We start from the raw sequence: 15,803 nt of genomic DNA, 5'->3' as shown, positions 1-15,803 counted from the left end.
CATTTTATATAAAAAAAGGGTCCTAAAAAAATAAATTTTGTTAAAAAATTCTTAATTTAGGATTGAACACTTTATATCAAAATTGAAGAATTCATAATTTTTTACATATCATATTTATATGTTAATTTTAACCGGGGCTTAAATGACGAGGACATAAAATTACCCGAATAATAGACCCTTTTATAAGTGTCTATTATTCGGGTTACATTTAATTAATTCGACTTAAATCCTTATTATTTAACTACTATCTTTTTACCTTCACTTTCGTTTTTCGCTCCATCTGTTAAATAAACAACAACAGTTGTACCGCGTTTTTGACGTGAAATTTTTACGCTGAATTTACCTTTGCTTGATACTTTACCAGTACCGATTACTTTAGATCCAACTTTTACTGTTACAGTTGTTCCAGCTTCTCCTCTACCTGTAAGAATAGTAGATTTGCTTGTTAGATTTCCAGTTAATACTGGTTTTGTTGGAGGTGTTGCGTCTTTTACAACAACATAAGTTGTTGGACTTACATTTTTACCTAAATCAGTAGCTGTAATAGCTAATACTGTTCCTGGAGATTGAGATTTGATTTTAATAGTGAATTTTCCAGTTGATGCTGCTTTTCCAGTAGCAATTACTTTATTGCCAGCTTTAATTGTAATTGTAGCATCTTTTTCAGCTGTACCTGATAGAGTTGTAGATTTTGAGTTTACAGAATATACAACTGGTTTAAGTGGAGCAATTTTATCAATTACTGTTACTTTTGTAGCAGCACTAATGTTTCCTGCTGTATCTGTTGAAATAACTGAAAGAACTGTACCAGCTACTTGCTTAGCAATGTTTAACTTAAACTTACCTTTTGAATCTGCATTACCACTTACTAATACTGTAGAACCTTTTAATACTTCAACTTTTGCATTTGGTTCAGTAGTACCAGAAATAGTAGTAGAAATATTACTTACTGGTGCTACAACTGGTGTAGGTGCAGTACGATCGATCACAGTAGCAGTTAACGACGTTTCCTGCCCTTTAATCGTAGCTGTTATTACTAGAGTTGTACCTGCTTTTTGTTTAGCAATTTTGATAGTGAAAGTTCCTTTTGAATCAGCCTTTCCAGTTCCTACTGTTGCATTACCTGCTTTAACTGTTACATGTGCATCTGCAATTGTTTTACCAGTAATTGAAGTTGCTTTATCACTAATTGAATCAACAGTTAAGTTTGTGTTATAAGAATAAACTCCCCATGTTACGCCTAGTTCAGTTGCATCCTCTTTGTACGTAATGTGAGCTGAATCAGATAATACTTTTTTCGCGTCTGTTGAAGATTTGAAGATTACTTCTGGGTTACCTTCGATTGGTGCGATCATCCAGTTTTTATCCGCTGTTGGATTTACTACACCTTGTTTTTCGATATAATTCATTAAAACTGTACGGTTTTCTTCGATTGTATCGATTACTACTTTCGCATTACCACCTTTTAAGCCTGGGAAATTTCCTCCACCACTTGCACGGTAGTTATTTGTTACGATAATGAATTTTTGATCTTCTTTAATTGGTTGTCCATTAAACTCTAAGTTAACAATACGGCTTGCATCAGCATTTAATAAGTCACCGTTTGCCTTATATTTAGCTGGTTGTGTTACATCAACTTGATAAGTTACACCGTCAATTACATCATAGTTGTATCCTGGGAATGAATTATCTACTAATTCTTGAGCAGTTCCAGCTGCTGGATCAATTTGTTTAAATTGTCCTGCACTCATTTCTAACCAATCTTTTACTTGAGCACCAGTTAATTCAACTGCTTTTAAAGTATTAGGGAATAAATATAAATCGTTTGCTGATTTAATTGAAAGTACCCCTGTACCAATACTTGTGTAATCACCTGCTCCACCACGACCAGATTTGAAAGGTGCAGCTGCAGATAATACTGGAATATCTTTATATTCAGGTAGGTTTTTAGAAATAAAATCTTTTGCGAACCAAGTTTGTGCATTATTTACAATTTGAATTGTTGGGTCATCTTGCACACGAGCAAAATAGCTATACATTGGTGCACTTGTCGTACCAATTTTTCCATTAATATAATTAAGAGTTCCTGTATGATAATCTTTTACAGCCTCTACAATAGCAGGATTTTCATCAGCTAAGCTTTTCTTGTTTGTTGCATCATAAACAGGACGTAAAGTTGAACCTTTTGTTTCGACCTTTGTATATTTGCCATTCTCATCTGCAGTTAAAGTTAATTTCATAACTCCAAGGTTATTACCCCAGAATCCAGCTTCAACTGCTGGTACACCATTAATCGTACCGATTGTATTATCAATACCTTCTTTGCCTTTAAATTCATCAGCACCAGGGAAGTTTGTATGTTTATGTCCGAAAAGAATTGCATTAATTCCTTCAACTTTACTTAAGTCATAAACTGCATTTTCAGCATTTTCTTGACCAGCAGTTGCAACATCACAGCCTGAGTGAACTAAAGCAACAACGATATCAGCCCCAGCAGCTTTTACTTTAGGAATAAATTCCTGAGCCGTCTTAACCATATCTTTAGCTACTACTTTGCCAGTTAAGTTATCTTTGTCCCAATCCATAATTTGAGGAGGAGCAAATCCAATTACCCCAACTTTTACGTTTTGGGCAACTCCATTAGCATCTTTAAACGTTTTATCTAAAATTACATAAGGTGTAAATTCATTTTTACCAGTTTGAGCATTGTAAATATTTGCATTTACATATGGAAATTGTGCTTTACCAGTTACTTTTTTTGTGTAATCTAAACCATAGTTAAACTCATGATTACCAAATGTAGCAACATCATAGTTTTCTATGTTCATAGATTTAATCATTGGATGAACATCAGTATCTGATAAACCTTTTACTTTTGCTACATAATCTGCCATTGGATTACCTTGAATCGTATCACCAGCGTCAAAAAGGAGATTATTTTCACTTTCTTGTCGTGCTTGGTTAATTAATGTTGCAGTTTTAGCAAAACCATAATCTAGTACGGGAGTATCTTTGTAATAATCATACGCCATAACGTTATCATGTAAATCAGTTGTTTCTAAAATCTGTAGATCAATTGCAGCAGGTGTTGCTGTATTTGTTACTTCCGCTTTTGCATTTGTAAATGGTGTCGCAATTGTAGCAATTGTTAAAGCTGTAACAACGATCTTATTAAACTTAAAAACGCTTACATTCTTACCCATTCTTACACATCCCTATTATTATTCAGTGATTTTTCTCTATCTCTCCACCGAATAAAATTATAACTTGATTAGAATGTTTTATACAATTATTATTTTAAAAAATATATTTTTAACAATCTCTTAATATTAAATCTACCAAATTTACGCATTTTACAGATATCATAGTAGAAAAGGTAAATATTAGTAAGATTTTATATTATATTAGGAAATATTAGATAATTATTTTTTAATAACATTTTAACAATAGGTAATAAATACTTCCTACTTTTTTCAAGGCTCTATTAAAGTAAAATCTTGTATACTTGAAAAAGTACTGTTTTAAATTTTGACAGTACTTTCCGAGATAGCCTTCACTAAGTGGTTTAATTTGAGTCACAATCAAACTAATAACAAAAAAAGCCACAAGGAATATCAATTACCTTGTGGTCATCTATATTTTTTACGGGGAAGTTTGTACAAAAAATCGTTTTTTAGTATAAAGGGTATTTATCCTAAACACCCTTTATACTTTTGTTCTAACTGCTGTACTACTTTATTGATTTTCTTACTTTAATTACATTTTGATCGAAATAACGCTTGTGAAGTCGCCATAGATTTTCTTCGTTCCAACGATTGTGTAAGAACGGATTTTGTAGTAGTAAGTTTTCCCTTTACTTAATCCTTTGTTCGTGTAATTAGTTGTTGTAACGCTAGTTAGGTGAGAATATGTTCCTGTTTTAGATGTTGATTTAACAATCTCATATCCTGTTGCACCTGAGACTTTTGACCATGTTAGTTTCACAGAGTCTTTTCCAGACTTCGTTAATTTCGCATTTGAAGGTTTAGCTGGAATTGCTACCCATTTAGCGTAAATTGTAGTGTTTGCTGTAACGTGATCCTTTGCAAAGTTCCAAGCTACTTTACCAGAAGCATCTTTGTACCATCCAAGGAATACATAACCTTTTCTAGTTGGTGATGCTGGTTGACTAATCGTTGAATTGTAATTTACTGTTTTAGCTGCAATTGTGCTTCCACCATTACTATTAAACTTAACAGTGTATTGATTAATGTTCCATTTTGCATACAGTGTGATATCGCCTTTTAAATTAATCGTTGTACCTGCAGATGTTTTTAATGCTGCATCTGTATACCATCCAACAAATGTGTAACCTGTTCTTGTCGGTTTTGGTAAAGTAACAACGCTATCGTAATTCGCTTTTTTGTCAGCAATTTGACTACCACCATTGCTAGTAAAGTGAACTGTATAAGTGTTTACGTTCCACTTAGCATATAGAACCATGTCATTAGATACTTTGTCTGTTGCAAAGTTCCATGGTGTATTTCCTTCTGCATCTTTATACCATCCAACAAATGTGTAACCTTGTTTTGTTGGTGCAGTCGGTGCTGTAATCGTATTATAATCTGTTGTAATAACAGAACCAGCAGATCCGCCATTGCTATCAAATGTAACAGTGTAATTATTTGCTGTCCATACTGCATAAACAGTAATTGGTGCAGTCAATGGCGTCGCTTCAGTAAAATTCGCTACAGTAGCATTATTCGTAGTTGCCCATCCTGCAAATGTATAGCCTGTTCTAGTTGGCGCTACTGGGAATTTTACTCCATAACTACTACCTAATACAGCTTTATTATCAGTTGCTTCTGGATAATTCTCTGCAAATGTAACAGAGATCGGTGAAGCCCACACTGCATGAAGAATCATACTTCCTTCTGCTCGATCTTTTGCAAAATTCCATAGAGTTGGTGTAGTAGTGTCTACAGTCCATCCAGCAAGTACCTTATTTTGTTTCGTAAAGGTTCCTGTTGGCTCAGGAATTAGTTCACCTGGTTTTACAGTAATAGCGTAACTTGATTGGCTTCCTGCTTTCATGTCAAAAATTATTTTGGATGCTAACGATTTTTGAATCCATTTCGCATATAACGTAATATCTCCACCAGTTACAACGTCTTTTCTAAAATTCCAAGGAGTTGTACCCTCTTTATCTTTATACCATCCAACAAAAGTAAAACCTTTACTTGTTGGTTCATCAATCGGTTTTGCTAATATACTTCCATCATTTACAACAATCGTTGTTGGCGGTGTATCTAACTGAGTATCATAAGTAACATTGCGATACTCAGGTCCATATATATCTGGGATTAATGGAACAAGTGGATCCATATCAAGTGAATTTTCGAATTCTACTAGTCCTATACCCGCGACTTTCGGTATAATTTTTTGAGTAGGAATCGAATCAAGATCACGATATAAGTAGCCTTCTTCGATGCAACGAACATCATATGCATTTATTTTACCATCACTATTGACATCATATTTACCAAGATCATTTCCATAATCATAATAATGCTCTACTAATAATTGAAGATCTAGGGCATCAATGATGTGATCACCATTCAGATCACCAGCATGGTTCGGATCAAATGATTCGTAGAACGTTCCGCCAATCACACTTCCAGCTACGTTCTTGCCAGCCTTCACCTTCACATTTACTGTTAAATGCTTTGGAATTGATAAATAAACAGTATACTTTTCAAGTGTTGCCGGTAGATTTTCGAATATTGCAGATACAGTCGCAACACCATTTGAAGAAACGTCTTTAAAAAATCTTCCAGGATAAGTAGTCTTTCCATCAGGTGATTCCGCCCAAGTCTTTGCGCCCATTGCAGCAAGGTCAACTTTATTATCAATCAATCTGCCTGCTTTCATGAAAGCATTTGACTCCATAAATACCCATAAGGTAGATTTATTCGTCTCGATTTTGATATTGTTTACACTCGTTGCTTTCGGTGGGAATTGATTATTAATCAGACCAGCTAACCCGTTCTCATCTGTCCACACTAGACTTGCTGAATTGACTGGGAAATATTCAGCACCTGGCGCTAAAGGTTCATCATTAATGACTTTAAATGTAATATCATACATTGGAATGTTGTTTACGTCATACGTATTGCCGTTATACGTAAACGTACCTCTATCAGGAACCGCTTTACTGAAAGTTGTAGGCGTACTTGGGTTATTATTAAAATCCTTTGTCCCAATTTTTAGTGAACCACTACTGAAATTTACTTTATTCGATTTCGTACCAATTGTCGCAGTTGCACCTTTTGATGCTAGATACGCATTAAATATAGGATTGATTTGTATATCTTGGTACTCGAAATGCTTTGCATCATACCCTAAAGCCATCGTCATCCCTTTAAAAGTTGATGTAAAATTACCAGGACCAGGAATCTTATTATAGTTATTTGCGTTCATTGATACTGTTAGTGTATCGCCTAAAACCATTTGTTTTTTGTCATAGGTTAGCGTGGTAACCGGCGAATCTGTCGTCATAAACTTGTAATTCATCACGGCATCACCGCAAGTCGCGTAATCGAGAACAGAAAGATTTGCACTAAAAATGCCGCCTATTAAATTTGGATCGGTCACCCATTTTTTGAAAATTGGGAATTTGAAATCGCCATCTGGTGACAGTTCTATAAACCCACCTTCATTAGGCGTACTAAAATAGGCAAAGTTATTTGCTTGTGTAGCCTCTGGATAGCCATATTTTTTAAGCTTATCGATAATTGGATCCGTCACCTTTCCATGAATCCAGATGGCAGGATCAAACCCATTTTCCGTCGTATATTCAGAATCAGCTACTTGGTAAAAACCAGGTTTTCGATCCAACGTCACTTTTGGAGGTGTATTATCGACGAGCATTAATGTTTCTGCATCATACGTATGACCATCAGCGTCTGTCGCAATCGCGACTAATTCATAGTCTCCCTCTGGCACATCTCTAGGAGTATCGGCCCACGGGTGATAAGGGTTACCAGTAAAGTAATGTACATTCCCCATAAAAAGGAATGGAAGATAGTATTGTATATCCGTCATAGCACCTTCCGCAACAAGTCCATCAACATAACCAACATACTGACCTGTTTTAATATCTTTTAAAACAATGTCAAGGTAGTCTTGTGGAGACTGAAAGCTAATGCTAGCATCCGCATAAGGAGATGCCATTGGATTTTCCCAATTCGTTGTGACTGCTAATGGATAGGTTGCAAATTCACCGATTCCTTTTTCAGAGATTCGAATGGAAAACGGAACTTGATAGTGCTCAGAAGGATCTTGTTTATTTGTCAGATTGATATACCCTTCAAATTGTCCAGGAGTGACGGCTCCAGGGATGTTAAGAGTAGGCTTTAAGTCAACTGTTTGCCCTGCACACACGTTAACAGTTGTCGGAAGTGACATCGTCACGTTATTTAACGAAGCATCCAAGATACGACCACCATTTGATGGGGTAAACTTCACACTCGTTGTAAACGTTTTGTTTTGACTTTGACTACTATTCTTGATTTGAACGGTTTCGGTTGCTGACGTTGCTTCATCCGTTACATTGTGATTTTGAAATGATAGTGATCCTGTTTGTTCATCAACCTGAATCAGTTTGCCATCTCGAACTTGGTCCGTCTTCGTTATTGCTCGAATCGAAACATCAGCATGTACAGCATCATATACATCGACACGACCAGCACCTACTTCGTTAACCGAGTGAGTTTCTTTTAAATCTACTGCAGTATTCATTAAGGCTACTTTTACATCAAATGGCGTATAGTCTGGGTGAGCTTGTAAAATTAAAGCTGCCGCGCCCGCCACGTGTGGAGAAGCCATGGACGTTCCATCCATTCGACCATAGGCAAGTTTATAATTTTCTCCATCACCTGGGTCGTTCACAAATTCTGGTAATGTCGAGAAAATGCCAACTCCTGGAGCCACCACATCTGGTTTAATGTTAAAAGTTCCCTCAACAGGCCCTCTCGAACTAAAGTCAGCTAATTGGTCACCGTCCAGAACAACACTTCCCATTTTTCCTAACGTAAACGAAACTGTACCAAGAGCTTGTAAACGTTCACCATCCACTTTGGTCATTGTGAAAGTTGGAATAAAGTTAGTTCCGTCACCGAAATTATATGGGATAACGCCATCTACGTTATTATAAAGAATAACAGCTTTTGCTCCTGCTTTTTTGGCATTTTCAATCTTTTCATTCAATGTGATATCGCCACGTTTAATCAGTGCAATTTTCCCTGTCAAATCTTTACCAGTGAAGTTATCTGCTGAACCATTTCCACTATCTACTACAGGAAGAGTAAGATTTTTAAAATCTGCAAGATTGTCATTGAAATTTTTAGCTAACACTCTCATCCCTGTGAATTGGTCACTTCCTGCGTTACCATCAAAAGTTGTAATCGTTTGACTCACAGTACTTGCTCCCACTGTGATTGGCAATTCTGCTGCCGCAGGTGTTCCTAATGTTTTCTCATTTGGGCCTGCATTACCTGCTGCAACCACTGTCACCACTCCAGATAACATTGCGTTGTTGACAGCAATCGCAACTGGGCTAAGTGGATCATTCACATCCATCCCTAAAGACAGATTGATGACATTCATCTTATCTGAAACTGCACGGTCAATTGCTGCAATAATATTGACATTGGACCCAGACCCACCTGGTCCTAATACTCGATATACATAGAGATCAGCTTCAGGTGCAACACCTTCTACTGCATAGTCTACATTGTTTTTCTGACGAGCCAAAATCGAACCTGAAACATGCGTACCATGTTCAGTAATATAGCTCTCCCACGAAGGTGGCTTTTGATCAGCAGGGGCTTTTTCCCAATCAGCAATGGTTGTTTCCATAGGATCATTATCATTATCGACAAAATCATATCCGCCTTTAAAAGCGTCTTTTAAGTCTGGGTGATTGTAATCCACACCTGTATCGATTACGCCTACTTTAATTCCCTTACCAGTAATATGTTCGCTGTGCAATTTATCAGCACCGATTTGCTTTATATCATCTCCAGGTGTTGCAGCATTTCCACCACTTGGTGTTTCTTTCGGTTCTTTCGGGAGGTCAAGTTTCACAACCTCTGACTTCCAAATGCGTTCGACAACCCCTGTGCTTAATAAATTCTTAACTTGATTTGCTGGCAATGTCATCGAAACACCATTAAGAGCATTTCGATATTCCCGTTTGATTGTTGCGCCACTTAATTTTTTTGATTTTTTAAGATTAGCTACTTTCGTTTTAAAAGTTGAGTGATTTGATTCAACTTCTTTTTTTGCATCTGTAAGTGATAATTTTTTACCCTTCACAGCCTGCTTAAGCACAGCAATTTTTGCTGGTGCCTGTTTAAACTGAACAATGACATCAATGGGTGCATTACTTTTCAGGTTAATACCCGGTGAAATCACTGGGAATTCCTGCAAATCTGGCCCTTTTAGAGCAGCTCTTTGTTCAGGTGTTAAGTTTTTAAGCAACTTGTTCAGTTCAGCATCATCCAATGTGACACCAGATTTAGTCGAAGTTGGTGTTGATCGAACTTGAGCTTTCGACACAATTGGACCTTGCATACTAAACAATAGTGAAGAAATGAGCATCGTGGATCCAGTCACCTTCATCAGGTGTTTACTTTTCTTTTTCCTCATCTACAAAACCCCTTATAGTAGTTTTTGATTTTTGAAATTGGCGTATCATCAAATAACACTTATCAATTAAAGAAAGTAGATAGATTGAGTTTTTTAAATGGGATACGATTTTCAATATAGCTAATTTTGATATCCTATCTATAAATCTCCTATTTCAACACTTTAATGATGTGGTTCGCTATAAACTAACGATTATAAATTTGAAAGTTTATAATTTCCCCCTATGTTTCTAGTAATTTACCCGAATGACTAAGAAAGGCGTTTTACCCAAAATGAGAAAACAACCGACTTACCGCAACCAGGTCATTACTTTCTGATGGATACTTTGAACACAATTGACGGTCAGGTCTTACTTCGCACTTTTTACTTGCTGGCAAACCTTTGGCCCATTAAATCTGATCCTCTCCTTCTTTCTTAGATGTTTAGTATATTTGTAAAAATGTGAAGATTTTGTTCTAATAACCAAAGATCACATTCAATACACTGTTTTATTTGTCAAGATCGCACCACTAAAATAGTTGACTAATCAAGCATCCTCTTTTGGGTTTTATACAACTTTTAATCTATTAAAAATCACTTTTCCCCAATTTAGAGTAATTAGTTTGGCAAAAAAATCGCATATCAATATTAATTTCAAATTAAGTATAAAGGCAGTTTGCAAAAAATCTCGGTTATAAATTTTTTGTCATTTTTTAAATTATTTTAATATTTATTTAATTCAATAGTTGACGTCATAATATTTAGAATTTATATTCTTTATATCTAATAAGAAAATAATAGATAAATCCTGACAATTAATAACTGGGTTCATATTAAAGACAATAGAAAGAAGGCATATAAAGTGAATACAACGTTATTAAATAGTCTCTTGCATCAGATAAAAAAGAATAATTGGAATAATTTAAAACTATCCCAAGTATCTGGTGTTAACAAAACTGATATAAGTAGAATTCTAAATAATAAAAAGCCCCTTTCTTTACTGAATTTAGATGCTTTTACCCGAGCTTTCGAATTGCCAGAAGACACTTTTTATTCTTATTACATTAAGGAATGTTTCCATGAAAATGGATATTTAAGTAAATCAAGAGGGAAGGATTTTTTGTATAAATGTGCTGAAAAACAATACGAGGAACCGCTTCAGAAGCTTTTAAATACTATATTACAAGAAAGATCGAAGCCAATTCTTACAAAAAATTTAAACTTTGTTTTTTCCGTTGCTGAATCTCTTTTTTTAAAAGGGACTGAGAAACAATCACTGCCCCTATATGAAATCATTATTGAAAGTATGCCTAACCACTTTTCTGAACAAGTTGCCATTAGTTATTCTAGGAATTTTTATTTGGTAAAGGGGACTAAAGAAGAACAGCAAGCTTTAGCACTTGTTTTAAAGCATATACCTTATATGCCAAACGAATTTCAACAATTATCTTATCTATGGATCGCAGCAGTATATCAATATCGTGAGGAATGGGGCCAGGCATTGCATTATGCGAAAATTTTGGAGAAAACAGCCAAAGAAGGAACTTGGTATGCAGAGGCGCTATTAATTCAGTCGTTTTCATTAAGACGATTGGGTGGTACTTTAAATGAAGTCTTAGAACTGATCAACCGTTCTGCTCTAGCTAGTGATTTCCATGCGAATTTTGCCGTCGGTAACCGTTTAATCACTTATATTGAATTTGGTCACCTCGAGTATGTAGATCAATTCATCTCCTGGTCTGAACGATGTGATTACGTTTATTTAGTTATACCTTATATGCTAGAAGGATTAGTAAAATCAGCTCGTTTAGAGGATGCACGCAATTTGCTAAATCGATTTCAACACATTATTAAAGAATTACCGAATCAACCACATAATTATAAAAGCTACTTGCATTTCCGCCATGCACATGCCTTATATCGTTGTGCGAGAAATGAAACAAATGAAGGACTACACGAACTATTAGATGTAGCAAATAAAGCTTTCGAATTAGGAAATTTAAATAGATTTAAAAAGTGCCTCCAGATTTATTGGGAGTATAGGGATCATACTAACGCTGAACATGAAAAAAAGTATTTGGAATTGCTGAATTTAGTATAAAAAAGCACTAAAAAAATGCCTCGAATTGTTTCGTGGCATTTTTTTTCTCTTTTAAATGCAGACTTTATCCTATATACAAAAGTAAATTCCGTAGTTAATTAAATTACATTTCTACTAATGAGTCAGTACGTTCAAAAACAATGTTTCCGTCAACAATCGTTAACTCTATCTTTGTATCCGGTATTTCCTCCTCCGGTATTTCAAAAAGATTTCGCTCTAAAACAATAATATCTGCCAGCTTCCCTACTTCTAGAGTCCCCAATTCATGCTCTCTGAATGTCCCGTATGCAGATCCGCTTGTATACGCTTTTAATGCATCGGCAAGAGTGATGCGCTCATGAGGATGCCATACTGTTTTTCCACTACTGTCTACTCTGGTCACTGCACGATAGATTTGTAGAAGAGGATTTAGACTATCAATCGGGAAATCAGTTCCAAATGCTAAGTTCGCACCGCTTTTTTGCAATGTACGAATAGCGAAAACCTTCTTTTCTCGTTCTAAACCAATTCGATTGGTATAGACGCCTCTTTCTGACATTGCAAAGTGATCCGGTTGCATCGAAGCTGTAACTCCAAGCTCCTTAAAACGAGGGATATCATTAGGATGTATCACTTCTACATGTTCAACGGAATGACGTGAATCCCGCTTCCCATTAACCTTTTGTGCTTTTTCATAAGAATCTAGCGCCAAACGAATGGCTCCATCTCCAATCGCATGAAAACGAATGCTGAAGCCGTCTTTATCTGCATCAACGACCCATTTTTTTATTATCTCAGGAGAAAAAGAAGTCTCACCACATATTTCTGGCTTATCCGAATAAGGTTCGAGTAAATAAGCAGTACGAGCGGTAATGACACCATCAATAAATTGTTTCAGTCCTGAAATACGGAGTTTATCCGATTGATATGTATCCCGCAAATTCTTCGCGCGTTCCAAGTTGCCATTCAATGCTGGCCACAAATGGATACGTGTTGTAAGTGCCCCATTATCTTCAAATTCTTTATAAATACTATAATCATTTAAAGCTGCCAATGATTCCGCTGCAAATAAATCGTGGACAGCTGTCACTCCTAAACTAGCAGCATGAGTAAGGAAATTTGTGAAAAGAGCTCTCTTTTGTTCTTTTGTAAAATCATAGGCATGGGAGATCACTTTATCCATTGCTTCTTCATATAGGAGACCATCTGGTTCTCCATTTTCGTCCTTTCCAATAGTTCCATAAGACGGAGATTCCGTAAAACGAGTAATATTTGTAATCTCTAATGCTTTCGTATTTACCCATGCATAATGAGCTTCGGCATGAAACATAAGAGCTGGACGATTGGGGAGAATTTCATCCAATGCATAACGATTTGGTAAATGTTGTGTATCCCAATAACCTGAATCCCATGAAAATCCTATTACCCATGGATTTTCAGGATTTGATTCGGCAAATTTACGAATCATTTCCAACGCTTCCCCTTCTGAACGAGCCGCGAAAAGATTGACACCATTAAGAGCGACGGCCCCCTGCATTATATGTAGGTGAAAATCATGGAATCCAGGCATGATTAGTTGGTCATTAAACTTATAGATTTTTGTATTCGCACCTGCATAGTGTTTAATTTCTTCCTCAGAACCCATAGCAATAATTTTATTGTCCTTAATAACAATAGAAGTACGTTCATATTGGTCTGTAAGACCTGTAAAAACAGCATTACTTGAAATAATCATATCAGCTATTTGTTTACTCATAATTAATCAAACCTTCCATTAATATATATTAATCTTATGAATGAGTTGATCTTGGGTAAAACCTTTCCCAATCACTTCGTGCACATCACTAACACTTACAAATGCATACGGATCAGTTCCTTGTACTAATAATTTTAGACGTCCTAGTTCATTTCTGTTAACTATACAATAAAGTACTTCCTTACTCTCTCCGGTGTATCCACCTTTGCCATTAAGTGATGTAACCCCTCTTCCCATTTCCATCGTTATTTTCTTCGAGATCTCAGTCGTTTTATTGGATATAATCATAACAGCTTTGGCTTTATATGCTACCTCTTGAACAGAATCAATAACTTTTGCTCCAATAAAAACAGCCACGAGCGTATACATAGCATGAGTAAGATCAAGATAATTGAGTGACAAAGCAATGACAATAAAATCTGAAAAAAACATTGTACGCCCGATACTCCATCCCATGTATTTATTCAAAAGACGTGCGATGATGTCGATTCCATCTGTTGCTCCTCCAAAACGAAAAACAATCCCTAATCCAATTCCTACTGAAACACCAGCATATAAAGAAGCGAGCAAAGGGTCACGTAATGGCAAAGAGAAGTTTTCAAAAATGCTAAGAAATACAGATAATGAAACGGTTCCTACAATCATATAAAAAAATTCCATTCTCCCTAACATCTTCCAGCCAAGAAACATTAACGGAAAATTTATCAATAAATTAACTAACCCTGGATTCCAATTAAAGAGAAATTTAAATAATATGGTTATACCAGTAATACCGCCTTCTGTTAAACCGTTACTTATATTAAAGCAATTTACAGCAAAGCCCATAATGGCAGATCCTAAAATAATCGCAATGAGCGCTATTATTTTATGTTTCATTTCGCTTAACCCTCCTGCTTTTTTTCTTTTACAGTTAGGGACTTTCACACTATTGAGCTTCTTCTAAACCAAGTTCCGGAGGCAGTTGCCTAAACATTTTTGTTAAGTTTAATAGATAGATTAATCCGATTAGAAGCCATGTACCACCTAGCAATAGAGAATGTTTATCTAGTTTTGTAATCAAAAGTCCAATTAGTACCGTTCCAATAAGCGGGATGATCAAATATTGAATCGTCCCTTTAAAGGATCTCTGTTTCTTTCGGAAAAAATAGTGAGAGATAACCGAAAGATTCACAAAGAAAAAGGCGAATAGCGCTCCAAAATTAATAAGCGAAATAGCAGATGTTAAATTTAAAAATAGCGCACTTAATGCAATCACACCTATAATTAATATATTAAACACCGGTGTGCGATGTTTTGGAGATAAATAGCCAAAGATCTTTTTAGGCAATACATCTTCCCTTCCCATTGCATATAAAATACGAGAGGCGCTTGCCCCGGAGGCAACTGCTGAAGCAAAACCAGCTGTTAGTCCAATCGCATTAAAAATACTCGTAAAGATGTTTCCTCCAACATACATCGCAATGTCTATATAGGCGGATTCAGGGTTTTTAAAAGACTGAAACTCTGGAAAAATGAGTTGTAAAAAATACGAACCCAAGATAAACATGAATCCGCCAATCAGCGTAATCAAATAGATTGCTCTTGGCAATGTTTTCGTAGGGTCTTTCGTCTCTTCTGACAAAGTAGTTACGGCATCAAATCCTAAAAAGGAAAAACAAAGAATTGGAATGATCGATAGAAGAGCTGGTACTTTAATTTCAGAATCATAAAAAGGAACGGTTGAAAATAATGTCCCTACGCCTTTTCCTGCATGCAGACCTTTAATCGACAAAATTAGAAACAGTACAAACGAAAAGATTTGCAAGAAAAACAAAATTGTATTAAAGTTTGCCGCTAATTTAATACCTAGAATGTTGACACTCGTAATAATGATAATAAATGAAATGATCCAAACAAACATCGGAATGGATGGGAAAATTGCATTCAGTGCTATTGCATTTAGCAGGGCACTGATCATCGGGCTAAACACATAATCAAGGATAATGGTCCAACCTACAATAAACCCCATATGAGGGCTTATCGATTTTTGCGTAAACGTATAAGCTGCACCAGCATTCGGGAACGCTTTCACTAATTGTGCATAACTATATGCTGTAAATAACATGGTAATTAATGCAAACGCATAAGCAGTTGGGATCATTCCGTTTGTGCTTGTTACAGTTACTCCATATGTTGAAAACATAGTTGTTGGAGCCATAAATGCTAGGCCAAAAAATACAACATATTTTAATGAAAGAGAACGCTTAAGAGTTGGTGAACTTGCATTGCTCATACATCAATCCTCCTTGTTTAAATCGC

The 15,803-nt window shown here is 35.9% G+C and carries 6 protein-coding genes; 1 reads left to right on the top strand and 5 read right to left on the bottom strand.

The annotated features are described in order from the left end of the window. Positions 1-233 precede the first annotated feature (233 nt). Positions 234-3,203, bottom strand: a complete 2,970-nt coding sequence (locus CN601_RS24920; protein ID WP_098172699.1) for a bifunctional 2',3'-cyclic-nucleotide 2'-phosphodiesterase/3'-nucleotidase — start codon at positions 3,201-3,203, stop codon at positions 234-236. Between the two features lie 553 nt (positions 3,204-3,756). Further along, on the bottom strand, positions 3,757-9,690 hold the full coding sequence (locus CN601_RS24915) for an InlB B-repeat-containing protein (RefSeq protein WP_098172698.1): 5,934 nt from the start codon (positions 9,688-9,690) through the stop codon (positions 3,757-3,759). Between the two features lie 841 nt (positions 9,691-10,531). Between CN601_RS24915 and CN601_RS24910 the strand changes: the two genes are divergently transcribed. Then, positions 10,532-11,770 (top strand): hypothetical protein, encoded by a 1,239-nt coding sequence (locus CN601_RS24910; protein ID WP_098172697.1) that lies wholly within the window; start codon positions 10,532-10,534, stop codon positions 11,768-11,770. 103 nt (positions 11,771-11,873) lie between these two features. Here the strand turns inward: CN601_RS24910 and CN601_RS24905 are convergent, their stop codons facing one another. Genes CN601_RS24905 through CN601_RS24895 form a run of 3 tightly spaced genes read right to left on the bottom strand, consistent with a single transcriptional unit; the run spans position 11,874 to position 15,777 of the window. Continuing rightward, positions 11,874-13,505, bottom strand: a complete 1,632-nt coding sequence (locus CN601_RS24905; RefSeq protein ID WP_098172696.1) for an amidohydrolase — start codon at positions 13,503-13,505, stop codon at positions 11,874-11,876. Positions 13,506-13,523: 18 nt separating this feature from the next. Continuing rightward, a complete protein-coding gene (locus CN601_RS24900; protein WP_098172695.1) occupies positions 13,524-14,381 on the bottom strand; it encodes a YitT family protein in 858 nt (285 codons plus the stop codon). A gap of 49 nt (positions 14,382-14,430) precedes the next feature. Then, a complete protein-coding gene (locus tag CN601_RS24895) occupies positions 14,431-15,777 on the bottom strand; it encodes an APC family permease (RefSeq protein ID WP_098172694.1) in 1,347 nt (448 codons plus the stop codon). Positions 15,778-15,803: the final 26 nt, after the last annotated feature.

This window comes from Bacillus sp. AFS017336 (assembly GCF_002555445.1).
Classification (GTDB): domain Bacteria; phylum Bacillota; class Bacilli; order Bacillales; family Bacillaceae_G; genus Gottfriedia.
This window is presented reverse-complemented; position numbering and strand designations above follow the sequence as displayed.